The 23,167-nt window shown below is 49.1% G+C and carries 22 protein-coding genes and 1 riboswitch; of the genes, 14 read left to right on the top strand and 8 right to left on the bottom strand.

The genetic code is table 11. The annotated features are described in order from the left end of the window. Positions 1-72 precede the first annotated feature (72 nt). Positions 73-238: riboswitch (Lysine riboswitch) on the top strand. A gap of 94 nt (positions 239-332) precedes the next feature. The 5 genes from dapB (at position 333) to Q0G26_RS07580 (ending at position 5,161) form a co-directional block, all read left to right on the top strand. Next, a complete protein-coding gene (gene dapB / locus Q0G26_RS07600) occupies positions 333-1,103 on the top strand; it encodes a 4-hydroxy-tetrahydrodipicolinate reductase (protein WP_210684542.1) in 771 nt (256 codons plus the stop codon). A gap of 20 nt (positions 1,104-1,123) precedes the next feature. After that, positions 1,124-2,161: an aspartate-semialdehyde dehydrogenase gene (locus Q0G26_RS07595; RefSeq protein WP_293829570.1), complete on the top strand. Its 1,038-nt coding sequence runs from the start codon at positions 1,124-1,126 to the stop codon at positions 2,159-2,161. 111 nt (positions 2,162-2,272) lie between these two features. Next, the gene (dapG, locus tag Q0G26_RS07590; RefSeq protein ID WP_293829568.1) at positions 2,273-3,493 is read left to right on the top strand and encodes an aspartate kinase; all 1,221 of its coding nucleotides are present in this window, start codon (positions 2,273-2,275) and stop codon (positions 3,491-3,493) included. 367 nt (positions 3,494-3,860) lie between these two features. Beyond that, a complete protein-coding gene (gene dapA, locus Q0G26_RS07585; RefSeq protein WP_293829566.1) occupies positions 3,861-4,757 on the top strand; it encodes a 4-hydroxy-tetrahydrodipicolinate synthase in 897 nt (298 codons plus the stop codon). Beyond that, positions 4,754-5,161: a CGGC domain-containing protein gene (locus Q0G26_RS07580; protein ID WP_009145027.1), complete on the top strand. Its 408-nt coding sequence runs from the start codon at positions 4,754-4,756 to the stop codon at positions 5,159-5,161. Before dapA ends, Q0G26_RS07580 begins: the two co-directional genes overlap by 4 nt. A 75-nt stretch (positions 5,162-5,236) precedes the next feature. On the opposite strand, the gene msrB is transcribed toward Q0G26_RS07580, so the two are convergent. From msrB to Q0G26_RS07565, 3 genes are all read right to left on the bottom strand, one after another. Beyond that, on the bottom strand, positions 5,237-6,208 hold the full coding sequence (gene msrB / locus Q0G26_RS07575) for a peptide-methionine (R)-S-oxide reductase MsrB (protein WP_293829563.1): 972 nt from the start codon (positions 6,206-6,208) through the stop codon (positions 5,237-5,239). A gap of 488 nt (positions 6,209-6,696) precedes the next feature. After that, on the bottom strand, positions 6,697-8,199 hold the full coding sequence (panF, locus tag Q0G26_RS07570) for a sodium/pantothenate symporter (RefSeq protein ID WP_293829560.1): 1,503 nt from the start codon (positions 8,197-8,199) through the stop codon (positions 6,697-6,699). After that, on the bottom strand, positions 8,192-8,455 hold the full coding sequence (locus tag Q0G26_RS07565) for a YhdT family protein (protein WP_293829557.1): 264 nt from the start codon (positions 8,453-8,455) through the stop codon (positions 8,192-8,194). The genes panF and Q0G26_RS07565 overlap by 8 nt, the downstream gene beginning before the upstream one ends. A gap of 182 nt (positions 8,456-8,637) precedes the next feature. Between Q0G26_RS07565 and Q0G26_RS07560 the strand changes: the two genes are divergently transcribed. From Q0G26_RS07560 to Q0G26_RS07550, 3 genes are all read left to right on the top strand, one after another. Beyond that, complete coding sequence (locus Q0G26_RS07560) at positions 8,638-9,045, top strand: hypothetical protein (RefSeq protein ID WP_293829555.1); 408 nt, start codon at positions 8,638-8,640, stop codon at positions 9,043-9,045. Continuing rightward, on the top strand, positions 9,035-9,844 hold the full coding sequence (locus tag Q0G26_RS07555) for a Cof-type HAD-IIB family hydrolase (protein ID WP_293829553.1): 810 nt from the start codon (positions 9,035-9,037) through the stop codon (positions 9,842-9,844). Before Q0G26_RS07560 ends, Q0G26_RS07555 begins: the two co-directional genes overlap by 11 nt. Before the next feature lie 62 nt (positions 9,845-9,906). Continuing rightward, on the top strand, positions 9,907-10,278 hold the full coding sequence (locus Q0G26_RS07550; RefSeq protein WP_009145261.1) for a metal-sensing transcriptional repressor: 372 nt from the start codon (positions 9,907-9,909) through the stop codon (positions 10,276-10,278). 40 nt (positions 10,279-10,318) lie between these two features. On the opposite strand, the gene Q0G26_RS07545 is transcribed toward Q0G26_RS07550, so the two are convergent. Then, entirely contained in the window at positions 10,319-11,629 is a 1,311-nt protein-coding gene (locus Q0G26_RS07545) for an MATE family efflux transporter (protein WP_293829550.1), read from the bottom strand. A 147-nt stretch (positions 11,630-11,776) separates the two neighbouring features. Here Q0G26_RS07545 and Q0G26_RS07540 point away from each other — a divergent pair, with 147 nt between their 5' ends. The 4 genes from Q0G26_RS07540 to ftsY all read left to right on the top strand — a co-directional run bounded on the left by Q0G26_RS07540 (position 11,777) and on the right by ftsY (position 17,828). Continuing rightward, on the top strand, positions 11,777-12,790 hold the full coding sequence (locus Q0G26_RS07540) for a radical SAM protein (protein ID WP_293829547.1): 1,014 nt from the start codon (positions 11,777-11,779) through the stop codon (positions 12,788-12,790). Then, complete coding sequence (locus Q0G26_RS07535) at positions 12,757-13,254, top strand: DNA-deoxyinosine glycosylase (RefSeq protein WP_293829544.1); 498 nt, start codon at positions 12,757-12,759, stop codon at positions 13,252-13,254. Before Q0G26_RS07540 ends, Q0G26_RS07535 begins: the two co-directional genes overlap by 34 nt. Before the next feature lie 87 nt (positions 13,255-13,341). Further along, entirely contained in the window at positions 13,342-16,911 is a 3,570-nt protein-coding gene (gene smc / locus Q0G26_RS07530; RefSeq protein ID WP_293829542.1) for a chromosome segregation protein SMC, read from the top strand. Beyond that, positions 16,911-17,828 carry a signal recognition particle-docking protein FtsY gene (gene ftsY, locus Q0G26_RS07525; RefSeq protein ID WP_210684530.1) on the top strand — a complete coding sequence of 306 codons (918 nt, stop codon included), beginning with the start codon at positions 16,911-16,913 and terminating at the stop codon, positions 17,826-17,828. Before smc ends, ftsY begins: the two co-directional genes overlap by 1 nt. A gap of 157 nt (positions 17,829-17,985) precedes the next feature. On the opposite strand, the gene Q0G26_RS07520 is transcribed toward ftsY, so the two are convergent. Continuing rightward, entirely contained in the window at positions 17,986-18,816 is an 831-nt protein-coding gene (locus tag Q0G26_RS07520) for an Rpn family recombination-promoting nuclease/putative transposase (RefSeq protein ID WP_293829539.1), read from the bottom strand. 521 nt (positions 18,817-19,337) lie between these two features. Here Q0G26_RS07520 and Q0G26_RS07515 point away from each other — a divergent pair. Further along, the gene (locus Q0G26_RS07515; RefSeq protein WP_293829537.1) at positions 19,338-20,096 is read left to right on the top strand and encodes a hypothetical protein; all 759 of its coding nucleotides are present in this window, start codon (positions 19,338-19,340) and stop codon (positions 20,094-20,096) included. Between the two features lie 127 nt (positions 20,097-20,223). Here the strand turns inward: Q0G26_RS07515 and Q0G26_RS07510 are convergent, their stop codons facing one another. Then, positions 20,224-21,066, bottom strand: coding sequence for an Rpn family recombination-promoting nuclease/putative transposase (locus tag Q0G26_RS07510; protein ID WP_293829535.1), 843 nt, complete (start codon positions 21,064-21,066; stop codon positions 20,224-20,226). Positions 21,067-21,402: 336 nt separating this feature from the next. Between Q0G26_RS07510 and Q0G26_RS07505 the strand changes: the two genes are divergently transcribed. Next, positions 21,403-21,888 carry a GNAT family N-acetyltransferase gene (locus Q0G26_RS07505; protein ID WP_293829533.1) on the top strand — a complete coding sequence of 162 codons (486 nt, stop codon included), beginning with the start codon at positions 21,403-21,405 and terminating at the stop codon, positions 21,886-21,888. A 308-nt stretch (positions 21,889-22,196) separates the two neighbouring features. Here the strand turns inward: Q0G26_RS07505 and Q0G26_RS07500 are convergent, their stop codons facing one another. Together Q0G26_RS07500 and Q0G26_RS07495 are read right to left on the bottom strand one after the other, a co-directional pair. Then, the gene (locus Q0G26_RS07500; protein WP_293829531.1) at positions 22,197-22,520 is read right to left on the bottom strand and encodes a hypothetical protein; all 324 of its coding nucleotides are present in this window, start codon (positions 22,518-22,520) and stop codon (positions 22,197-22,199) included. Then, positions 22,492-23,043 carry a thermonuclease family protein gene (locus Q0G26_RS07495; RefSeq protein WP_293829528.1) on the bottom strand — a complete coding sequence of 184 codons (552 nt, stop codon included), beginning with the start codon at positions 23,041-23,043 and terminating at the stop codon, positions 22,492-22,494. The genes Q0G26_RS07500 and Q0G26_RS07495 overlap by 29 nt, the downstream gene beginning before the upstream one ends. Between the last annotated feature and the right edge of the window lie 124 nt (positions 23,044-23,167).

Below are 23,167 nucleotides of genomic sequence, written 5' to 3'. Positions count from 1 at the left end.
ATAAGAAGATGCTAATAATTTTCCTCGTTGACAAATAGCAGTAACAGTAATATAATTTTTCTAATAGCAAACCATTAAGATAGAGGCGCGGAAAGCATGAGTAGGTTGTGGAGCGGGAGCTGAGAAGCATCACAAAAGGGCTAACGCCGAAGTGCAATGGCAGCCGTGTCGTTGTGCTGGGCCGTCAGTGAAAGCTGCCGGACTGTCGCTGCATCTGCAGCGGAGGGCTATCTCGGCTATGGGTGTGAATATTTATTTGACATGCTAACCGTTGAGATAGAATCCAAAGGAAATATCTCAACGGTTATTTTTATGATTAAGGAGTGAACGAAATGATTCGTGTTTTGGTAAATGGTGCGCTGGGCCGTATGGGCAGCGAGGTATGTAAAAAGGTTTATAGCGAAGCTGATTTGGAGCTTGTAGGTGCTGTTGATATTAAGGAAGGCACTGTGCAGTTGGGCGATGGTGTTAAGGTAACGACTGACCTGGTTGCTGCTATTGAAGCTGCCAAACCGGACGTTGTTGTTGACTTCACCCGTCCTGATGTTGTTATGGGCAACCTGCGCAAAATGCTGCCGCTGGGCGTGCACGCTGTAGTAGGCACAACAGGCTTCAGCGATGCGGATTTAAAAGAGGTTGATGAGCTGGCACGCAAGCACAACACCAGCCTGCTGATTGCTCCGAACTTTGCGCTTGGCGCAGTTGTAATGATGAAGCTGGCGTGTGAGGCTGCCAAATATTTCCCACATGTGGAAATTATCGAGAAGCATCACGATAATAAGCTGGATGCTCCCAGCGGTACGGCGATTATCACCGCACAAAAAATTGCTGAGGTGCGCAAGGCTATGCATCAGGGCAATCCTGATGAAAAGGAAACTATGGCAGGTGCGCGCGGTGCCGATTACGAGGGCATGAAGATTCACAGTGTCCGCTTGCCGGGATACGTTGCTTCCCAGGAGGTTATCTTCGGCGGTCAGGGCGAAACTTTGAAAATCAGTACCGACCCGATTAACCGCGAATGCTACATGCCGGGCGTTGCGCTTGGCTGCCGCAAAATTGTTGACCAAGTAGGCCTGGTATACGGCTTAGATAAATTACTCTAAATAGTGAGGGGGAGAATTTTATGAAAAAGTATAACGTTGCTATTTTGGGCGCTACCGGTGCTGTTGGTACTGAATTTCTGAAGCTTATCGAAGAAAGAAATTTCCCATTTGCAGAACTGCGTCTGCTGGCTTCCAAGCGCAGCGCAGGCAAGCAGATTGAATTTATGGGTAAAACATATACTGTAGAGGAGGCTACCAAAGACTCCTTCGAGGGTATTGATATCGCTCTGTTCGCTGGTGGCAGCGTTTCCAAGGAGTTCGCTCCTTACGCTGTGAAAGCTGGTGCCGTTGTTATCGACAACTCCAGCACCTTCCGTATGGATCCCGAGGTGCCGCTGGTTGTGCCGGAGGTTAACCCCGAAGACATCCTGAAGCACAAGGGCATTATCGCTAACCCCAACTGCTCTACCATTATTATGGTTATGGCACTGAAACCGCTGTATGACCTGGCACGCATTAAACGTATTGTCGTTTCTACCTATCAGGCTGTTTCCGGCGCGGGCAAAGAGGGCATTGACGAGCTCACCGACCAGACTAAGGCTTACAGCGAGGGCCGTGAGATGGAGGCACACATTCTTCCGTCCGCAAGCCTGCCGAAGCATTATCCGATTGCGTTTAACCTGATTCCGCAGATTGATGTTTTCCTTGATAATCTCTACACCAAAGAAGAGATGAAGATGATCAACGAAACCAGAAAGATTATGCATGATGACGAAATGCGCATCACCGCTACTACCGTACGTGTGCCTGTATACCGCAGCCACAGCGAATCGGTAAACATTGAATTTGAGCATGATCTGGAGCTGAAGGATATGGCAGCTGCTATTGATGCCTTCCCGGGCGTTCAGATGATGGATGATCCGTCCAACCAGGTTTATCCGATGCCTTTATATACTTCGGAAAAATATGACTGCTTCGTTGGCCGTCTGCGCCGCGATGAGTCCAATCCGAATACCTTCAACCTGTGGGTAGTAGGCGACCAGATCCGCAAGGGCGCTGCGCTGAACACTCTGCAGATTGCCGAGGTTATGATTAAAAACGGCTGGTTAGAAAAATAATAATGCACTTCTGCGGTGTAAAGACTACCTGGCGTACAGCTTGTACGCCACAGCCTTTCCGGCATCCGGTACATTTTGCATTTTAATTTAAACAGATGAGGAGCAATTTACATGAAAATCATTGTACAGAAATTCGGCGGCACCTCCGTCGCGAGTGAGGAAGCCCGCGTTGCAGTTAAAAATAAGGTACAGCAGGCTATCCGCAACGGTTACTCCCCGGTAGTAGTTGTTTCGGCTATGGGACGCAAGGGTGCTCCCTACGCAACCGATACGCTTATCGGCGCACTGAAGGACGTTAACCTTTCCGTTAATGTGCGTGAGATGGATATGATGATGTGCTGCGGCGAAATCATTTCCTCCTGCGTAATGGCAGCAACCCTGCAAAAATTCGGCATCAACGCTATGGCGCTCACCGGTGGCCAGGCAGGTATTATCACCGATTCCCAGTTTGGTGCTGCACGTATCAAAAACATCAACACCTCCGGTCTTATCCGTCTTTTGGAGGCAGGCATCATTCCGGTTGTCTGCGGCTTCCAGGGTATGACGGAGAATAACTATAAATTTACGACCTTGGGCCGTGGTGGCAGCGACACTTCTGCTGCTGCACTGGGCGCTGCGCTAAAGGCTGATTTTGTGGAAATCTATACAGATGTTGAAGGCATCATGACTGCTGACCCGCGCATTGTAGAGAAGGCCAATATTTTGCAGCAGATTTCCTATGCTGAGGTTTGCCAGATGGCGCAGAACGGTGCCAAGGTTATTCATCCGCGTGCCGTGGAAATTGCTATGGGCAGCAACATTCCTATGTATGTAAAATCTACCTTCAGCGATGCTCCCGGCACCTTGATTACCAGTGAACGCATCGGTCAGGGCAACGGCGGCGAAATTGCGATTAACGAATCCTGCGCCAGCGGTGTAGCTCATCTTAACGATCTGGCACAATTCCGCATTGACCTGAACCCGCAGGATATTACTGCAGGCCGTAATCTGTTCGAGGATTTGGCGGATGCAGGCATCAGCGTAGGCTGCCTGAACCTGTCCGAGAAGGAGGCAATGTTTGCAGTCTTCTCTCCGGATGTAGAGCACACCTGCAAGGTGCTTGATGCAACAGGCTTTAAATATACGCTGAACGAGGGCTGCGGCAAGGTTTCCGTTGTCGGCAGTGCTATGCGTGGCGTGCCCGGCATTATGGCTACCTTTGTAACTGCGCTTGCCAGCCACAATATCGCTATTCTGCAGACTGTGGACAGCGATACTACGATTTCCGCGATTGTTAAAGAGGAGCATTTGGTGGAAGCGGTAAAAGCATTGCATGAGGCCTTCAAGTTATAGTCTGTGTATAAAGCACCGTCTGCGTTGTTGTGTTTCCTCGACGTACGTGAAGTACGCCGTCGTCAACACGCCTAGCATCCGGCACTTTCTCCACAGCCTATTAGGATAAAAAGGAAATAAAGCACCGCCTGCGTCGCTACGTTCCTTTGACGTACCGCTAGTACGCCGTCGTCAACACGCCTAGCATCCGGCACTTTCTCCACAGCCTGTTAGGTTAAAGAGGAAATAAAGCACTGTCTGTATCGCTACTTGTTACGTTTATTCGACGTACCTCTAGTACGCCGTAAAAAATATAAAATCATTTAGATAATAAGCAATATATCATAGAGAATTTTAGTTTCAATTAGTTTTAAGAGGTGGAATTACAATGAACAAACCGTATTTTGGCAGATTATTAACGGCAATGGTTACGCCGTTCAACGCTGATGGCAGCGTTAATTATGCAGCTGGTGCAGATTTTGCTGACTGGCTGCTGGCTAACGGCAGTGACGGCCTGGTAGTAGAAGGCTCTACCGGTGAAGCTGCAACCATGGACATGGATGAAAAAATTAAATTCATGCAGACCATCGTTGCACGTGTCAACGGACGTGCCAAAATTGTTGCCGGTGCAGGCACCAACTGCACTGCCAGCACTATTGATTTGGTTAAGAAAATGGAAGCCTGCGGTGTTGACGGCGTGCTCGTAGTTGGCCCGTACTATAACAAACCGACTCAGGAAGGCTATTACCAGCATTTTGCAGCCGTAGCCAAGGCTACTAAGCTGCCGATTATCGTATATAACGTTCCCGGACGTACCGGCGGCAACATTGCTCCGGAAACTGTTGCACGTCTGGCAGCAGATTTCAGCAACATTGTGGCTATCAAAGAGGCAGCAGGCAATGTAGCACAGACTGCAGAGCTGTATCGTGTACTGCCGGAGGATTTCTCTATTTACAGCGGTGACGACGGCCTGATTCTGCCGTTCCTGTCCGTTGGTGCTTGCGGCTTGATTTCCGTTCTGGCCAATGTTAACGGCAACATACTGCAGCAATTGATGCAGGCTTACAGCGAAGGCCGTGTGAAAGACGCCGCCGACCTCAACAAGGTTATGGTGCCGCTGGCTAAGGCTATGTTCATAGAAAGCAACCCGATTCCTATCAAGGCTGCAGTTACCAAGGTTACCGGTATTGATGCCGGTGCTCCGCGTCTGCCGCTGACTCCTATCAGCGCTGCCGCTGAGGCTAAGCTGGATGCAGCTTTAAAAGCAGCAGGCATGATAAAATGAGCAAGCTGGTAGTAATTATCCAGTGTGATACAGTGCAGCAGCGTTGTTGCGGCTACAACTGTACGCACGCTTTTTACAGTCGCGAGGGTAAGTTTGCCGGTTATCCAGAGGATACGCATTACATGAGCTTCACCTGCGGTGGCTGCTCCGGCGGTGCGCTGACGGTTAAGCTGGAGAACCTGGCGAAGCGCCTGCGCCGCTTTAAAGAGGATGGGCAGGAGATTTGCGTGCATCTTTCTACCTGCATGGTATCGGATAATTCGCATAAGCCGCCATGCCCGCATCTTGATTACATCCAAAAGATTTTAGCGAAGAAGAAGCTTACCAATATTGTTCATGGTACCTACGTTTCCAAAACGGCAACCAGACGCCGTGAGGAAGGTATCTACAAGGATTTTGCATAAGCTTTGTATAAGCAAATGAAAACACCCTGCGTATTGCCATTGGCAATGAGCAGGGTGTTTGTGTGTTAGAGAGTATTATTTGAAAAGGTACAGCAAATAGCCATAGCCTTCGGCTTCCATCTGTTCGTAGGGGATAAAGCGCAGGGAAGCACTGTTGATGCAGTAACGTACACCGTTGGGTGATTCGCTGTCACCGGTGAAAACATGCCCCAAATGCGAATCGCCGCTGCGGCTGCGCACCTCGGTGCGTACCATACCATGGCTTGTATCTTTGCGTTCAATTATCAAAGGTGCTTCAATAGGCTTGGTAAAGGCGGGCCAGCCGCAGCTGCTCTGATATTTGTCAGTTGAGGAAAAGAGCGGTTCGCCGGTGACGATATCAACATAAATGCCTTTGGCAAATTTATCCCAGAATTCGTTGTAGAATGGTCGTTCGGTACCGTTTTGTTGTGTTACATGAAATTGTTCTGCGGTAAGCTTATCGCGTATAGTTTCGGCAGCAGGTTTTTTGTAGGCACCGGCATCAATTTTCAAGGTGCTGAGTAGCTTGATTTTGGAAGGTGATATATGGCAGTATCCGCCTGGATTTTTATCAAGATAGTTCTGATGATATTCTTCTGCCGGATAATAGTTTTTCAGTGGTCCGACTTCGACTGCAAATACCTTATGACGACCGCGTTCCAGTTCCACGATACGTTCTACTACAGCCTGCGCTTGTGTATTGGTATAGTAGATGCCGGTCTGATACTGTGTTCCGGTATCATTCCCCTGTTTGTTGAGGACTGTTGGGTCAATGACGTAAAAATATGCCAAGAGCAGATGGTCAAGACTTACCTTTGCCGGATCGTATTCAACACGCACGGTTTCGCGAAAACCGGTTTTCCCACCCAAAATCGTCTGATACTTGGCATCGGCTTTGCCTGTGCCGTTGGCATAACCGCTTTGGGCATCGATGACACCCGGTATGGATTGCATCAGCTTTTCAAGCCCCCAGAAGCAGCCTCCTGCAAGATAGATAACGTTTTCTTTTTCTTGGGAAAAATCCATAATTGTGACCTCCTTGACTTTGGGGATTGCCTGTTGTTTAGCAGACTGTTGCATACGTGTGTTGGCAAAGCAGCTGGTAATTAAAAGCAACATTCCTGCGAGAATAATGACAGATTTTTTTAGCATGACGGCACGCTCCTTCCTGCATCGTGGGGTGAGTGGCTGAGAACTGCTTATACTTTTAAGATAGCAGAAAATAACATTCTATGTCAATGGATAATTATGATTACTTAATGAAAACTACTTGTCGCTTTTGTAAATAAGAATAAGGCGGATATAAAAGACAGGTGTGCTAACGTTGAGAACTTTATTATTTATGAGGAAATGAATCAGCAGTGTCTGTTATATGCAAGAAGATAATAGGCAAATATTGTTGAAAACTTAATTTTATAAAGATAACAGAGCAAAAAAATCTCTGCTAAGGTGCTTGAAAACACCGGAAGCAGAGATTTTTGATTTGTGGATATTGGAATAATATGCAGTTTTATTTATTTTTCGTCGTCAAATTTTTCGGGGAAGAAGATGCGCAGTGTTTTTTCGTCGACTGTTTTGCCGAAGCTGTTGCCAATGAAGAAGCACAGCAGGGAAAGGCCGATGCCAAGTACAATCTGATGCAGGTCGAGCACCTTAATCTTAAAGACCATGGCCAGGCAGTAGATGATTACACCACCGCCCATGGCTGCAATAGCGCCGTATTTGTTGGCCTTGGACCAGAAAAGACCGAAAATCAGCACCCAGAAGAAGGCTGTTTCCAGACCGCCGAAGGCAAACATGTTAATCTGCCAGATAACGCTTGGTGGTTTGATGGCGATGGCATAAACCAAAAGGCCGAGAATAATTGTCGCACCCAGGCTGTAGAGGCGAATTTGATTATTGCTGAGCTGTTCTTCGCGCTTGCCCTTGATATTCATGTACACGTCCTTGACGATAGAGGAGGACGAGGAAAGCAGCAACGAGGATACGGTGGAAATGGTTGCAGCAATGGGTCCGATGATGATGACGCCGGCCCAGAAGGGCGTGAGGCTGTGCACGATGGCAATCGGCATGATGTTATCCACGCTGTTGCCGTAGGCTGTAATCGGTCCGGTAAGGATGCCTTTGCTGATAACACCGATCCAGGTGGCAACCAGCGTCATGGCACCGATGACAACGGTACCGATAATCATAGCATTGTGCAGCGCCTTGGTATCCTTGTAGCTGATGCCGCGGACAACGGACTGCGGCAGTGACAGCGTACAGATGCCGACGAGCAGCCATTGGCTGATATACAGCGAAATCGGCATTTTGCCGCGGGAAAGCGGCTCCAGCATATCGGGATGCTGCGTGCTGATGTAGCTCATTATTTCGTTGAAGCCGCCGCCTGCGTGCATCATACCGCCCATGAGGATGCACAGGCCGACGATCATGGCGATGGCGCAGCAGGCGTCGGTAACGGCAACGCCCTTAAAGCCTCCGATGGTGGTGTAGATGACAACAATCAGGCCGAACATCGTGAGGCCAGTGAGATAAGAAAATCCGGTTACTGCTTCGAAGAGCTTGGCGGCGCCGACGAACTGTGCCACCATAGTGGCGCAGAAGAAGGCAACAATGACAACGGCGGCCATGTTCGCTAGAAAGTCGGAATGATAGCGGGCGCGCAGCACGTCAATGACGGTTACGGCGTCAATTTCGCGCGCGATCAGGGCAATCTTTTTGCCGAACACGCCCAAGACGAGGAAGATAACGACTACCTGTACGATAGCCATGTACAGCCAGCCGTAGCCGATAACCCAGGCTACGCCCGGACCGCCGACGAAGGTGCTGACGCTGCTGTAGGTGGCAGCAGTGGTCATCGCCAGCACAAAGCCACCGAGGGTGCGGCCGCCGATAAAGTAATCCTTGGCAAAATCCTTTTGCCTGTTTTCTTTTGACGTGCGCTGGATATAGGCGCTGATGCTCAACAGAATCAGCAGGAAGGCCAGTGCCGGTAAAATATTTAAAATACTACTCATGCTGCTTCTCCTCCGTGCTGTCATCCAAATCAAAGTTGACAAAAACCTTCTTCGTCAAGAAAACGGTAACGGCGATGGCAAAAAGCCAGGTGCCTACGCAACCGCCCCAAACCCACAGAGGTGTATGCCAAAAGGTAATATTGCTGTCTGCCAGTCCAAAGCCTGCCAGGCACCAGAAGATGATGACGGCGATGGTGGCGACAACAGTAGCCAGGGCCTCGCGGTTGGCCTGGCGGAATTTATCACTGCGCTTCATATAAACTGCTCCTTTCGTACAGACAATGCTGTCTGACTGCGTTAACAAATTTATTTTATCACAAATTCTCCAAAAATACTTCTAAAATATGCTTAAAAGCATCATAAAATGTAAGATGGCCTAGTGTAATTTGACGGCTGTCTGTGTTATAATGTATTTTGGTGATTAATTTGAAGAAAACAATGTATAATTTAGCTACAATGTGGCTGACGCTAAGCGTCATTTTTTTCCTATGTGAATATGTAACCGGTATGCTGCAGGTTGTTACCTTGGGCGGTCTGGTGGCAGGCTCTTTTATCGAAGGTGCTTTTATGTGCCTGGGCCTGAAGCTGATGCACGTTATTGTGGATAAGCAGTTTTTGCTGACGAGGCTGCAGGAGCTGGCCAAGCGCAGAAACGATTCCCTGAAGGCTATGCTGGTGATGGCTGCCTTCTCCCTGGAGGGTGCCGTAACGGTTTGCCGTATGCTGCCGGGCTACAATCTTAAATTTGGCATCATGCATGGTATTTTTCTTTTGCTGCTTTATCCGGCAGCAGCTATATTTTTGGATAAATTGATGTTAAAGGAGCAGATGGAGCATGGAAATTAAGCTGATTGCCAGTGATATGGACGATACACTTTTGAATAAGAACTGCCAGATTTCTCCGCGCAACGAGGCAGCTATCAGAAAGGCGCTGGACGCAGGCAAGATTTTTTTGATTGCCACCGGCAGAATGTACGTTTCTGTGCGCCCTTATGCGCAAAAGCTGGGCCTGGATGTGCCGCTGGTTACCTATAACGGCGCTCTCGTTAAGGGCAGCCTGAGCGGCAAGGTTTATTATGAGCACAAGATGAAGCTGTCTACAGCCAATGAGGTGTTGGCGTACTGCCGTGAAAAGGGCTATTACCTGCAGCTTTATGTGGGCGACAGCATTTTGATTAAGCAGGAGAATGACTGCTCCCGCATGTACACCAAAATCAGCGGCATTCAGACGACTGCTATCGGTGATGCGCTGTATCATACGGATGAAGAGCCGTATAAGATTCTGGTGATGACGAAGGAAGGCGAATTTGCTGACGTTTGGCAGCAGTTCAAAGAGGACTTTGCCGGTAAGCTGGATGTTACCAGCTCCAAAGACAACTTCCTGGAGCTGATGGAGCCCGGTGTCAACAAATGGGAGGCGGTAAAAAGCGTAGCTGCAAGCTATGGCGTACAGCCGCAGGAAATTATGTGCATCGGTGATTCCAATAACGATGTGAAGATGATTGCCAATGCCGGCATCGGCGTAGCTGTGGGCAACGCTAAGGACAGCGTGAAGCAGAATGCAAAAATCATTACCGCATCTAATAATGATGACGGTGTTGCTTTGGTTATTGAAAGCATTTTGACGCCACAGGCAGCGGAATAAAATGAGGGAGCGTGTTTAGTGCGCTCCCTTTTAATAATGTAGAGATAAGGTTGGTGAGAAAAATGGCAGAGGAAAAATCTTTATTGGAATATGTGCGCAGGCAGGCGGAGCTAAATCAGCAGGATGATAAAAAACAGCAGGCTTTGCAGGAAGCTCATGCACACGCTCACAACCATCCTAATAAGAAGAAGGTTGTCAACCGCCTGGCACGCATTGAAGGCCATGTGCGTTCTATCAAGACTATGGTAGATAACGACAGGGATTGCTCGGAGGTGCTGATTCAGATAGCTGCGGTGCGCAAGGCGCTGGATAATACGGCCAAGGTTATTTTGAAGGACCACCTGGAGCATTGCATTCTGCACGCTATCGAAAAGGGCGAGGGCAGCAAAAGCCTGGAGGATTTTGAAGCGGCCATTGACCAATATCTGCGCTAAAAAAAGACTGCACGTTAAGAACGTGCAGTCATGTTTGAGATTAGGCTAAAGCTACTCTTTGCTGCAGCTTGGAAACAAAAAACAGTAAAAAGCTGCTGCGGGCAATATAGAAGATGAGGAAGGCCAGCCACAGGCCGATGTTGCCGTAAAGCGGGATAAGCGTAAAGTAGGCGGTAAGGTAACAGCCTGCCGTCAGCAGCATGGAGATGCAGATAGGCTTGGTGTAGAGCGCACCGTTGAACACGCCGTAGTAGACAATGCCAAGCGCGCTGATAAGCGGGAAGAAGGCTATGAACAAATCGTACTGCTGCGCTGTGGCAATGACGCTGTGAAGATTGGTGAAGCAGCCGAGAATGGCGTGACGACAGCAATAATAGCCGACAGTCTGCAGCAGGCCGAAGCCAATGGCCCAAATGAAGCTGATGCGCAGCGTATCGTTGAGCATGGAGCGGTCATGCTCGCCGAAGGCAATGCCGGAATAGATGGCACCTGCCTGCGAAAGGCCGGTCAGAATATCGCCCATGATGAACTGGATCTGGAAGAGAATGGAATTGGCAGCCAAAAGCTCGCCGCCGAAGGCAGAGCTTTGATGCATAAAGCTGTTGACCATGATAATCATGCAGAACATACGCACGGTGAGATGCGAGCCGCACTGCAGCATCTGGCGGCAGGTGGGACCGGAAAAGATTTTTCGCAGCGGCACTGCTGTCAGCGGCAGGGGCTTGTGCTTGGCATAAAAGTACAGAATGGCCAAAAAGCCGGTAATATTGGCGATGCAGGTGGCAGCAGCAACTCCGGTTACTTCGTAATGCAATACAATGACGAAGAGCACGTCCAGCAGCAGGTTTATAATGTTGCTGGCAAGTGCGGTGAGTACCGCGATACGTACATGCAGTGTGCCGGCGAACCATCCCTGTGCTGTCTGGAAGACGAGCGTCAGCGGCATAATCCAGATGAGCATGCGATAATATTGCTCTAACATAGGCCTGGTTGCTGCGTCGGGATTGAAGAGCAGTAATGCTGTCCGCCAGATAGGCTCCTGTAAAATGACGAGGAGCAGGCCGATGCCGAAGGCTGCCAGCACTCCGCGGATAAAAGCACCGGCGAGCAGCTTTGGATCGTGCTGACCTAAGGCTTGCGCCGCAAAGCCGCTGGTGGATATTTTCAGAAAGCCGAAAAGCCAATAGACTGTGCTGAAAATTACTGCGCCTAAAGAAACTGCGTTAATATAGGTATAATTCCCCAAATGCCCGACTACGGCAGTATCAACGGCGCCCATGAGCGAGGCGGCCACTGTAGAAAAGGTAAAGGGAAGACTTGTTTTTATAAACTCCATGTGAGATAATTTCATTGCTGCACCACATTCCTATTAAATTTCTTGCAACACTATAATAACCCCCTATAGGGGATAATGTCAATAGGAATTATTATCATTAATTAGTTTTTTTCTAAAAAATTTACATAAAAGCTGTATTTTTGTTTAAAAGAAGGGATATCTATGTCTATTCTGCCGATTTTCATACCGCATGCAGGCTGTCCGCATCAATGCGTCTTTTGTAACCAAAAGACGATTAGCGGCCAGAAGCTGGCTGCTGTTGCAGCCGCCAAAGAGCAGCTTGCGCGCTGGCGCAGCTGGCTGCGACCGAGCGCTGCCAACGAGGCGGCGTTTTACGGCGGCAGCTTTACCGGCCTGCCTTTGAAGCTGCAGGAGGAGCTGCTGGCGCTGACGGATGCATTGCTGGCCGAAGGCTTTATCGGCAGTGTGCGTCTTTCCACGCGCCCGGATTATATAGATGAAGAACGCTTGCAGCTTTTGCAGCAGCATGGGGTGCGCCTGGTAGAGCTGGGTGTGCAGTCGCTGGATGACAGAGTGCTGGCGGCAGCGGAGCGCGGCCACACGGCGGCGCAGGTGGCGCCGGCGGTGGCGCTTTTAAAACGCTTCGGCTTTCATGTCGGCCTGCAGCTGATGGTTGGTATGCCGCAGCAAAGCTTTGATAGCGTGCAGGCAACAGTGCGCAAGGCCATTGCGATGCAGCCTGACGTGGCACGCCTCTATCCTTTATTAGTAATCAAGGGTACGCCGCTGGCTGCGGTCTACGCGGCGGGGCGCTTTGTGCCGCTGACGCTGGAGGAGGCCGTGACGCAGGCGGCCTGGGCTTATCGCGAGCTGACGGAAGCAGGCGTGAATGTAATCCGCATTGGCCTGCAGCCAGACGAGGAGCTGTGCGCACCGGGCAACATTCTTGCAGGACCGTTTCACCCGGCAATGGGCGAGCTGGTAAAAAGCAGGGTGCTGCGCACCGAAGTGACGTCACAATTAGAAAAGCTGGCTGACTGCGGCGCTATTAATATATATTGCCCTGCGCGCCTGGAATCGAAGCTGCGCGGGCAAAAAAGCTGCAACCTGCGCTATTGGGAGAAGTTATTCCCAGGCCTTAAGCTGCAGATAATCCAAGATAAGGCAGATGAGATAAGAGTATGTCCACATGTAAATCCTTTGCACCAATCGTAGATGAGCACAGCAGAATATTGATTCTCGGTTCCATGCCGGGGATAAAATCGCTGGAGCAGCAGGAATATTATGCACATCCGCAAAACCGCTTCTGGCGTTTGCTGGCGTTGCTTTTGCAGGAGGACGTGCCGCAGGATTACGCTGCCAAGCAAGCTTTGCTGCATAAGCATCACTTGGCACTGTGGGACACGCTGGGCTATTGCGAGCGCGAGGGCAGCCTGGACAGCAGCATCAAAAACGAGGTGCCGAATGCTGTCGTGGAGCTTGCAGGCGAGCTGCCGCATTTACAGGCAGTGGTCTGCAACGGCGGCAAGGCAGCTGCAGCGTTTAAAAAATATTTTGCCAAAAAACTGCCGCAGCAGGTGCGAATTTTTTATCTGCCGTCGACAAGTCCGGCCAATGCGCGCTTGCGCTTGGAGGATCTGGCGGAGCGCTGGCAGGTTATTTTGCAATTTTTAGCATGAGAGAACTTCTGGCTGGTGTAAAAAATCGTATTTTATGGTACAATAAAAAGATATAATAACTGATTTATAGAAGATGGGTGATTGCTAGTGCGTTTAAAGTCCTTTTCAACCTATGGCTTTAAATCCTTTGCTGATAAAACTGAATTGACCTTTGACAAGGGAATTACTGCTGTTGTCGGACCGAATGGTTCAGGCAAGAGCAATATTTCTGATGCCATTCGTTGGGCGTTGGGCGAGCAGAGCGCCAAGTATCTGCGTGGCAGCAAGATGGAGGACGTGATTTTCTCCGGTAGTGGCAAGCGCAGAGCGTTGGGTGTAGCGGAGGTCACCATTGATTTTGATAACAGCGACAGGACGTTACCGCTTGATTTTGAGCAGGTGAGCCTGACGCGCCGCATTTTCCGCAGCGGTGACAGCGAATATGCGATTAATAAGAAAAGCTGCCGCCTGAAGGATATTATCGACCTGATGGCGGATACCGGTCTTGGTAAGGGCTCCATGTCCATTATCGGCCAAAATAAAATTGATGAGGTTTTAAACAGCCGTCCCGAGGATAGACGCAGTCTGTTCGAAGAGGCGGCAGGCATTGCCAAATACCGCCTGCGTAAGAAGGATGCGGTGCGCAAGCTGGACGATACGGCCAACAACCTTACGCGTATCAACGATATCCGTAGCGAAGTAGATGCGCAGGTGGAGCCGCTGGCGCAGGCTGCAGCCAAAACGCAGCAGTTCAACGAGCTTAGCGAGGCGCTGCGCCGTTGCCGTCTTTCCGTACTTTTGCGTCGCCTTGATGCGATGGAGGACACAGGCAAGGAGCTGCTGGCGAAAAAGCAGGCGGCCGAAGCTGCCTACTCTGAGCAGGCGGCGAAGGTCGGCAGCATGCAGGCCGAGGGCGTGAAGGTGCAGCAGGAGCTGGATAAGCTGGCTGAGGCTTATAATAAATTACAGGACGATATCAAAAACCGCGAGACTGCTTTGGAAAAGCTGCGCGGTGACCAGAAGGTGCTTGATGAACGTGTCAGCCAGAACGAAAGAGCTGGCGAACGCCTGGTGCAGCGCAACGAGCGCCTGGAGCAGCAGGTGAAGGAGCAGGAAGCACGCATGCAGGAGCTGGCAGCAGAGTTTGATGCTGTCGAAAAAAGGCATACTGTGGCCGATGGCGCTGTCAAGCAGCTGCAGGCGCAGCGTGATGAGCAGAGCGCCAAGCTGGAGGAAGCGAAGCGCAGCGACGAGCAGGCGCAGTCGCAGTTCTTCAGCGGTATGCAGGAGCTGATTAAGCTGCGTAACGAGCTGCATAACCTGGAGCAGGAGCAGGAGCAGCGTGCACGTCGTCGCGATGCTTTGAAAAAGAGCATCGAAGAGGCGGAAGCTGCAGACCGTCAGGCACAAGAGCAGTACAACAGCCTGCTGGAGCAGCAGTCGCAGTGTGCGCACGGCATGGAGCTGGTACGCAGGCAGGGCGAAGAGCTGCGCAGTGCCTATGATGCAGGGCAAAAGGAGCTGCAGGAGGTGCGCAGCAGTCAGCAGCAGTGCCAGCGTCAGCTGACGGCGGCCGAAACGCGCGAGCAAAGCTTAAAGCGTCTGCAGCAGAGCTACGAAGGCTTCAGCTACGGCATCAAAGCGGTGCTGAAGGCTCAGGAGCCCTGGCGTGAGCAGGTTGTGGGTGTGGCAGCGGAGCTGCTGCAGGTAGAAGATAAATATGTCGCTGCTATCGAGACAGCGTTGGGCGAGGGCGCGCAGAACCTGGTGATGCGCTCGGCCAACGCAGCGAAGGAAGCGATTGCTTTTTTGAAGCGTACCAATAGTGGTCGTGCAACCTTTCTGCCGCTGGATACCGTACAAAGGCGTGGGCCGAACCGTGAGGAGGAAGCACTGGCGAAGCTGCCGGGCATTCTTGGCTATGCGGTGGATCTGATCGGCTTTAAGCCTGAGGCGGAAAACGCTGTCCGCTTTTTGCTGGGCAGAGTGCTGATTGCCGAAAATATTGACGCTGCCTTAGCTGCCGCGAAGGCCGGACGCTACCGTCTGCGCGTAGTTACGCTTGACGGCGATGTGGTAAACGCCGGCGGCAGTATGAGCGGCGGCAGTAAAAAGCATAAGGAAGGCTATTTGAGCCGTAATGTAGAAATTGCTCAGGCAGCAGCGCAGGTGAAGCAGCTGCATGCCGAGATGCTTGACTGGCAGGAAAAGCTGGAAGTGCTGGAAGAAGCCGAAGGCAGGCAGAAGGAGCAGCTGCAGCAGCTGGCAGCAGAGTTGCGTCAGCAGCAGCTGAAGGCCGACAGGCTTAAGCTGAACCTTGAGCAGGTGCAGCAACAGAAGACGCGCGACAATGAGCGTTTGCTGCTGCTTTTAGATGACCGCAGCAATATCACTGCTGCCTATATGGCAAACCGTGACAAGGTGAAGGAGCTGCGCGCAGCAGTTGCCGAGCGCGAGGGACAGGACACCGAAGCCAAGGAGCTTTTGGATAACCTGAAGAAGGAAATTGCAAAGTACGGCAGTGCAGTTACTGCCTTGGATAACCAGCTGCAGGATGCTAAGATTACCCTGCAGACCTCTGCCGCACGCACGCAGGATATCACCAAGGCTATGCACAGCCTGGATCAGGATACACTGCGCTTGCAGGAGGAGATTGCTGCCAATGGCAGGGAGCAGGAGCGCAGACAGCAGGAAATTGCCGATTGCGGCGTGCAAAAGCAGCGCCTGCAGCAGCAAAGCGATGAGCTGCTGGCACAGCTGCAGCAGATTCTGGGAGGCAAGGACGACTTCGCCCAGGAGCGCGGCGACCTGGTGGATAAGCAGCAGGAGATAGAACAGGCGCTGGCAGGATTGCGCAAGCAGGTGAACGACAGTGAAGCGCTGCTGAAGCAGACAGAGCTGGACTTGGCGCGCCATGAAAGCAGCTGTGGCCATATCCGGGAGCAGCTGCAGCAGGATTATCAGCTGGACGAGGCGGCGGCACGCAGCCAGGATTTGGCTGAGCTGCAGGATATGGAGCTGCCGGCACTGCAAAAGCAGGAAAGCCAGCTGACGCTGCAGATTGCGGATCTGGGACCGATTAATGCGGCGGCGATTGAAGAATACAACGCAGTGAAGGAGCGCAGCGAATTCCTGCGTAAGCAATATGACGATTTGTGTACGGCGAAGGATAATCTGGAAGCGGTCATCGCGGAAATCAACAGCGGTATGACCAAGCGCTTCAAGGAAGCCTTTGCCCAGATCAACGAATACTTTGCGCAATGCTATGTCAAAATATTTGGCGGCGGTACGGCAGTGCTGCGGCTCACCGAGCCGGATAATCTGCTGGATTCCGGTATCGATATCGACGTGCAGCCACCTGGCAAAAAGCTGCAGAGCCTGTACCTGATGAGCGGTGGCGAAAGAGCGCTGACGGTAATTGCGCTGCTGTTTGCTCTTTTGAGCTACCAGCCGTCACCGTTCTGCATTCTGGACGAAATTGACGCGCCTTTAGATGATGCCAATATCCAGCGCTTTGCTGATTTCCTGCGGGACTTTGCCAGCGACACGCAGTTTATCGTGATTACGCACCGCAAGGGTACGATGGAATGCGCCGATATTATGTATGGTGTAACAATGGAAGAATCCGGTGTTTCTAAATTACTATCCGTAAAAATAAATGCAAAGGAGAATGAATAATGGGATTTTTTGAGCGTTTAAAGGAAGGCCTGTCTAAAACAAGACGCAACTTCACTGACCGCATTCAGGAGCTTGTAGGCCTGTCTGCAACGATTGACGATGATTTTTTAGATGAGCTGGAAATGATTCTGCTTTCTGCGGACGTGGGCGTAAAGACTACGGAAAAGCTGATTGACGCAGTGCGCAAGGCAGCGAAGAAGAAGGAAATCAGCGGGACTGAGGATGTTATTCCCTTCCTGAAGAAATATATGGCAGAGATGCTGGCTGACAGCGGCCAACGTACACGTATCGGTGCTAAACCGACGGTTATTCTTGTTGTTGGTGTTAACGGCGTAGGCAAGACTACTACCATCGGCAAGCTGGCCAACTACTTCACCCTGTTCAAATACAAGGTTGTATTGGCAGCAGGTGACACCTTCCGCGCTGCAGCAGGCGAGCAGCTGCAAATCTGGGGCGAGCGTGCACATTGCGACGTTATCCGCCACGCTGAGGGTGCAGACCCGGCGGCAGTTGTCTTTGATGCTATGAAGGCTGCTATTGCGCGTAAGGCAGATATCCTCTTTATTGATACTGCAGGACGCTTGCACAACAAGGCTAATTTGATGAACGAGCTGGAAAAAATTCACCGCATCATCAAGCGCGAAATTCCTGAAGCTCCGCACGAAACCTTCCTGGTGCTGGACGCTACCACCGGCCAGAATGCAATCAACCAGGCTAAGGTTTTCATGGAAACTGCCAAGGTTACCGGCGTTGTACTTACGAAGCTCGACGGCACTGCCAAGGGCGGTGTGGTTGTGGCAATTAAGGAAGAGCTGGGACTGCCAGTTAAATGGATCGGCGTAGGCGAAGGCATTATGGATTTCCGCCCCTTTGAGCCGGATAAGTTTGTAGAAGCGCTGTTTGACAGCGGCAAATAAGAGGCTGCTTGCAGCCGACAGGCGTTGAGGCCTGGCTTATATTGATATAGTAGAAAATCTCCCGAGCTGCGTTTGGCAGCGTGCGGGAGATTTTTTTGTGCGGGCGTAAAAAAAGCCGTTCGCGGCAGCGAACGGCGGTGGGGGTAGTGGGAGAGGATCAAGCTTGTTCAGCCTTAAGCTTTTTAATCTGCTCAACAGAAAGCAGAGTGGCCTTGGCGACTTCCTGTACTGACAAGCCCATGCTTAAAAGACGCTTTGCGGTAGCGAGTTTTTCTTCGGCTTTTCCTTTGGCTTCACCTTCGGCAAGAGATTCTTCACGAATATCCTTCATACGCATTTCATAAGTCATATAGGAATCCCTCACTTTCTTATCATTCTTGATTTCCGTAATCGTATCGGCAACCTCGCGGGTGAAGTTGCTGGTAACTGTGTTGTTGTTAATGTAGTCAAACAGGCTTTGAATATCCGGCGATACATCGCCCTTAGTGCCTAATGTGTTAAGAAACATAATAGCAGCTTCATCTGCCAATTCAATCTCCATGTTTTCCAGGCAACGTCTTTTAAAGGTATAAATACGCTGGGAATCCTTAAAGAAGTCAAACAGACAGAAGAAGATTATATAGGTAGGAGAAAGCTCGTCATAATCCTGCCCCTTTTGCAGCATATCTGTATCCAACATGGCCTGATAGTAGCGGGTACGCTTAGGAAGCTGAAATTTACCAGTACGGCTGACAGGGTTCTTTACCTGCATTTCCAGATTGTAATGCGTATTGGTGTCGTCAGCAATTCTGACGTCCAGGCGAATACCATGGCTGTCGGGATAAACATCAAGCGTCTGTTCTGCTTCGAGATAGGTGATGTCTGCAATTTTGGTGTGTAAAAGTTCTTCCAGAATATGCTTGCAGATGCGCTTTCTGAGCATAACGTGCTTGAACAGAAAATCGTTGGAAAGAGTGAGCTTGTCAAGATTAGATACTTGGTTTTGCATATGTTTCCTCCTTTGATTATAGCATAAAGTCAGGTGAAAATATATAAGCAGCCAGATGAAAAAAGGCGCCTGCCGAAAGCTCGACAAGCGCCACTGGTCCGCATGACCAGGCATAAGCTCCGCAGGAATGCGGCTACCTATGCAACCAAGGTAATTATAGCATATACAAAGAATAAAAACAATAGTTTGCTAAAAGAAAATCATGTTATAAATAAAAGAGGCGATTAGAGTGAAGCAGGGATTATGGATATGTGTGTCGAATAGTATTCGAAATGAGTTTGTATTGATGACTTAAGTTATAAAAATTTGATGGGAAAATTTTTTATTTTATGGTACTACATGGATTAGATAGACAGATATTGTCCGCATCATATAGTAAACTTATCTTAAAGCTACAGCGATGCGAGCTAATTGCAAAAAAGCCTCATTATATGTAGGCTACATAATGTTAACCAGATATCTGTTATGCATAATATGGGCAGCATATAAGATATCAAAATAAAAAGGGAAGGTGTTTGAAAATGAAAAGAACAGGGAAATTTGCAGCAGCAATCATCAGCGGAATTATGATGGTCAATGGTTTGTGCTTACCTATGGCTTATGCTGCTCCGGCAAGCCGCTATGTGAATGTGGACGAAAAGTATGACCCGTTTGCAGAGGAGGAAGAACCGGTTAAGGAAGTTGACACATCAAAGCTGACATTTAAGGAAAGAATGGCTCTGCAGGCAAAACAAGAGCAGGCTGCTACACAAAAGGTAGCCATTACCAATGTTTTACCTGGTCATATTTATATTCCTAAGCAAACGATGCTTAATGTTGAGCTTATCGAAGCAGCAAATTCTAAAACTCATAAGAAAAATCAACAGGTTGAATTCAGAACTACTGAAAATCTGATTATTAATGGTGTAGTTGTTATTCCTAAAGGTACCGTTGGCATGGGTTATGTATATGAAGTGCAAAAGGCGGGCGGCTTTGGCAGAAAAGGCGTGCTGCGCATTGCAGGTAAGGAAATAAAGACGCTGAACAATGTAACCGTTCCTTTGAGAAAAGGCCTTGAAGGCAAGGGAAAAACTGATGGCGGTGCTGTGGCTGTTGCTGCTGCAGTTAGTCTGGTTGGCGGTCTTTTTATGAAGGGTAGCAATATTAACTATCCGGCTGGCACTGATTTTCAGGTAGAGGTTAGGGATAATGTGGATTTGGGTGTAACTCCGGAAGAGCTGAAGGAGGCTATGAATCCTAATATTCCACATGGTCAGGAACTTACTATTGAAGTAAAATAGGGTGTAACGCGAAACAGCTTTGTTGTTTTGTGCTTTGAGAAATCTGCGTAGGCTGAGGCTTGCGCAGATTTTTTGTATAAAAAAAGCCGTTCGCGGCAGCGAACGGCGGTGGGGGTAGGGGGGAGAATCAAGCTAATTCAGCCTTAATTTTTTCAACCTGCTCAACAGAAAGCAGAGTGGCCTTGGCGACATCCTGTACTGACAAGCCCATGCTTAAAAGACGTTTGGCGGTAGCAAGTTTTTCTTTGGCTTCACCTTTAGCTTCACCTTTGGCTTCACCTTCGGCAAGAGATTCTTCACGAATATCCTTCATACGCATTTCATAAGTCATATAGGAATCCCTCACTTTCTTATCATTCTTGATTTCCGTAATCGTATCGGCAACCTCGCGGGTGAAGTTGCTGGTAACTGTGTTGTTGTTAATGTAGTCAAACAGGCTTTGAATATCCGGCGATACATCGCCCTTAGTGCCTAATGTGTTAAGAAACATAATAGCAGCTTCATCTGCCAATTCAATCTCCATGTTTTCCAGGCAACGTCTTTTAAAGGTATAAATACGCTGGGAATCCTTAAAGAAGTCAAACAGACAGAAGAAGATTATATAGGTAGGAGAAAGCTCGTCATAATCCTGCCCCTTTTGCAGCATATCTGTATCCAACATGGCCTGATAGTAGCGGGTACGCTTAGGAAGCTGAAATTTACCAGTACGGCTGACAGGGTTCTTTACCTGCATTTCCAGATTGTAATGCGTATTGGTGTCGTCAGCAATTCTGACGTCCAGGCGAATACCATGGCTGTCGGGATAAACATCAAGCGTCTGTTCTGCTTCGAGATAGGTGATGTCTGCAATTTTGGTGTGTAAAAGTTCTTCCAGAATATGCTTGCAGATGCGCTTTCTGAGCATAACGTGCTTGAACAGAAAATCGTTGGAAAGAGTGAGCTTGTCAAGATTAGATACTTGGTTTTGCATATGTTTCCTCCTTTGATTATAGCATAAAGTCAGGTGAAAATATATAAGCAGCCAGATGAAAAAAGGCGCCTGCCGAAAGCTCGACAAGCGCCACTGGTCCGCATGACCAGGCATAAGCTCCGCAGGAATGCGGCTACCTATGCAACTAAGGTAATTATAGCATATACAAAGAATAAAAACAATAGTTCGAAAAAAGAAAAATATATTACACTTACAGAGGCGTTTACTACACGTCAAAATCGTCGCAAGCGCCTTTAGATTGTGTTTGCTGTTTAACAAGACGGTGATTCATGCTATAATTAATAGAATATGAATTTTACCGGAGGGGAACAGCTTATGATTATAAAATATGCAAATGAAGAGGATATTGCTGCGATTGCCGCAGTGGAGGCAGAATGCTTTCCGCCGGCGGAGGCCGCGACTGCCAAGGAATTTGTTGACAGGGTGAAGTATTATGGCAATCACTTTTGGCTGATGTACGAGGCGGAAAAGCTGATTGCTTTTGTAGATGGTTTTGTGACAGATGAGCGTGATCTGACAGATGTAATGTACGAAGATGCGACGCTACACAATGAAAATGGGGCGTGGCAGATGATTTTCGGCGTCAACACTATTCCGGCTTATCGCAAGCAGGGATATGCCGGTGAGCTGATTGGCCGCGCGATTGAAGATGCAAGGCTGCAGGGGCGCAAGGGCCTGGTGCTTACCTGCAAGGAGAGGCTGGTACCGTATTATGCGAAGTTTGGCTTTGTTGATGAAGGCGTGTCCGAAAAATCTACGCATGGAAATGTTGTCTGGCACCAGATGAGGCTGTCTTTTTAAGCATACCTGATGAATTTGTGCAGATGGTGTTTGCACAATTTGCAGTGAAAGTGAGAAGACTGTCAAGCTGACTAAAAAAGATGTGAAATACATAGGACATAGCACGAAGCACCTTGAGTGTTGCGTAGCTGGGCCAAACTATTAGGCTGGTGGTTTGCGTAGTTTTTTGGTGCAGTTATAGCAAAAACAAGTCTGCGCGCGGTTAGAATCTCATAACTTTCTAAATTATTTATAGCATTATTATTTTACTGCTTTTTTCGACAGAAAAATGCTCCGCTTACTCTTTTTAGGGTAGGCGGAGCATTTTTTTATTTATTGTTCAGCTCTATCGTCAGCAGCCTGATCTGCTCCTGCGCTTCTGCTTCAGTTTCGCACATGGAAAGGATGACTGGCATTTTGGACCAGTTTACAAAGGCAAGGACGAAGTAATGGTCTACGTATTTATCATTCGTATAAAAGTACCAGTCACCGGTCTCATAAACAATACTGGTAATCGTATCGCTGTTGATGTAATCAGGGAAGCGGTTCATGTAATCCCAATGGTTATCCTCGTAAGTGATTTCATCAAGCGTATTGTCTGTCAGCTCTAAATCGTCGGGGTAATCAGGCTTGGAAAATGTCTTTATGAACATTGCTATGTCTCCTTTTGGCAAGATGGTGGCGATAATCCCACGGTGTTTCTATATTATCCTGCGCCCACAAGCCTTGGCGGTGGCGCTTGGCAGCTTCTTCAAATTTATCATATATTTCGCAGTTATCAAAGTCCATGTGGTAATGCATGGCCATGCCTTTTCTGAGCATCTCGGCGCTCACGTCCTTTCCGTCGCAATTTACAAAGGCAACCTCGCGGTTATACTTATCAATGCAGTGCACCTTTAAGCTGACAGTGCCTTGCTTCAGCAGCTCGCTTAAGGCGTTGGTTGCTTCTTCCCCAAAGGGCTGTTCCTTTTCCGGAGCATCTATCATAGCGAGGCGGATGCGGTGAAAGCAGCCGGAATTATCATAGACCGTGATGGTGTCGCCGTCAATGATGCGTACTACCCTGGCAGTGTAGCACGTGCCGGGAAGCGGTTGCGCCTTGACGACGGTGGCCATGAAGATGATGGCGAAGCCAAGCAGAAGAAAGAGAAGATAACAGATGATTTTGTAGTTCATTGTGTTGTTCCTTTCGAGAATTCGAGATTTTTTATATCAAGTTTTTCTATAAAAAAGAGAGGCTGCCGCACTTTTGTACGACAGCCCCTGTGCCATATGATTAGTTATTTAGTATATTGCTTGT

Origin of the sequence: uncultured Phascolarctobacterium sp. (assembly GCF_934190775.1) — a bacterium.
Lineage (GTDB): Bacteria > Bacillota > Negativicutes > Acidaminococcales > Acidaminococcaceae > Phascolarctobacterium_A.
Note: the sequence above shows the minus strand (reverse complement) of the source record. Positions and strands in the feature narration are given on the sequence as shown.

What these genes read in the sequence shown, in the direction of transcription:
- ftsY (WP_210684530.1), top strand. Translation starts at nt 16,911, where the DNA reads ATGGGATTTTTTGAGCGTTTAAAGGAAGGCCTGTCTAAAACAAGACGC.
- Q0G26_RS07560 (WP_293829555.1), top strand. Translation starts at nt 8,638, where the DNA reads ATGTATAATTTAGCTACAATGTGGCTGACGCTAAGCGTCATTTTTTTC.
- dapG (WP_293829568.1), top strand. Translation starts at nt 2,273, where the DNA reads ATGAAAATCATTGTACAGAAATTCGGCGGCACCTCCGTCGCGAGTGAG.
- Q0G26_RS07520 (WP_293829539.1), bottom strand. Translation starts at nt 18,816, where the DNA reads ATGCAAAACCAAGTATCTAATCTTGACAAGCTCACTCTTTCCAACGAT.
- Q0G26_RS07505 (WP_293829533.1), top strand. Translation starts at nt 21,403, where the DNA reads ATGATTATAAAATATGCAAATGAAGAGGATATTGCTGCGATTGCCGCA.
- Q0G26_RS07540 (WP_293829547.1), top strand. Translation starts at nt 11,777, where the DNA reads ATGTCTATTCTGCCGATTTTCATACCGCATGCAGGCTGTCCGCATCAA.
- dapB (WP_210684542.1), top strand. Translation starts at nt 333, where the DNA reads ATGATTCGTGTTTTGGTAAATGGTGCGCTGGGCCGTATGGGCAGCGAG.
- Q0G26_RS07555 (WP_293829553.1), top strand. Translation starts at nt 9,035, where the DNA reads ATGGAAATTAAGCTGATTGCCAGTGATATGGACGATACACTTTTGAAT.
- dapA (WP_293829566.1), top strand. Translation starts at nt 3,861, where the DNA reads ATGAACAAACCGTATTTTGGCAGATTATTAACGGCAATGGTTACGCCG.
- panF (WP_293829560.1), bottom strand. Translation starts at nt 8,199, where the DNA reads ATGAGTAGTATTTTAAATATTTTACCGGCACTGGCCTTCCTGCTGATT.
- Q0G26_RS07595 (WP_293829570.1), top strand. Translation starts at nt 1,124, where the DNA reads ATGAAAAAGTATAACGTTGCTATTTTGGGCGCTACCGGTGCTGTTGGT.
- Q0G26_RS07495 (WP_293829528.1), bottom strand. Translation starts at nt 23,043, where the DNA reads ATGAACTACAAAATCATCTGTTATCTTCTCTTTCTTCTGCTTGGCTTC.
- Q0G26_RS07580 (WP_009145027.1), top strand. Translation starts at nt 4,754, where the DNA reads ATGAGCAAGCTGGTAGTAATTATCCAGTGTGATACAGTGCAGCAGCGT.
- Q0G26_RS07510 (WP_293829535.1), bottom strand. Translation starts at nt 21,066, where the DNA reads ATGCAAAACCAAGTATCTAATCTTGACAAGCTCACTCTTTCCAACGAT.
- Q0G26_RS07535 (WP_293829544.1), top strand. Translation starts at nt 12,757, where the DNA reads ATGTCCACATGTAAATCCTTTGCACCAATCGTAGATGAGCACAGCAGA.
- msrB (WP_293829563.1), bottom strand. Translation starts at nt 6,208, where the DNA reads ATGGATTTTTCCCAAGAAAAAGAAAACGTTATCTATCTTGCAGGAGGC.
- Q0G26_RS07500 (WP_293829531.1), bottom strand. Translation starts at nt 22,520, where the DNA reads ATGTTCATAAAGACATTTTCCAAGCCTGATTACCCCGACGATTTAGAG.
- Q0G26_RS07515 (WP_293829537.1), top strand. Translation starts at nt 19,338, where the DNA reads ATGAAAAGAACAGGGAAATTTGCAGCAGCAATCATCAGCGGAATTATG.
- Q0G26_RS07565 (WP_293829557.1), bottom strand. Translation starts at nt 8,455, where the DNA reads ATGAAGCGCAGTGATAAATTCCGCCAGGCCAACCGCGAGGCCCTGGCT.
- Q0G26_RS07550 (WP_009145261.1), top strand. Translation starts at nt 9,907, where the DNA reads ATGGCAGAGGAAAAATCTTTATTGGAATATGTGCGCAGGCAGGCGGAG.
- Q0G26_RS07545 (WP_293829550.1), bottom strand. Translation starts at nt 11,629, where the DNA reads ATGAAATTATCTCACATGGAGTTTATAAAAACAAGTCTTCCCTTTACC.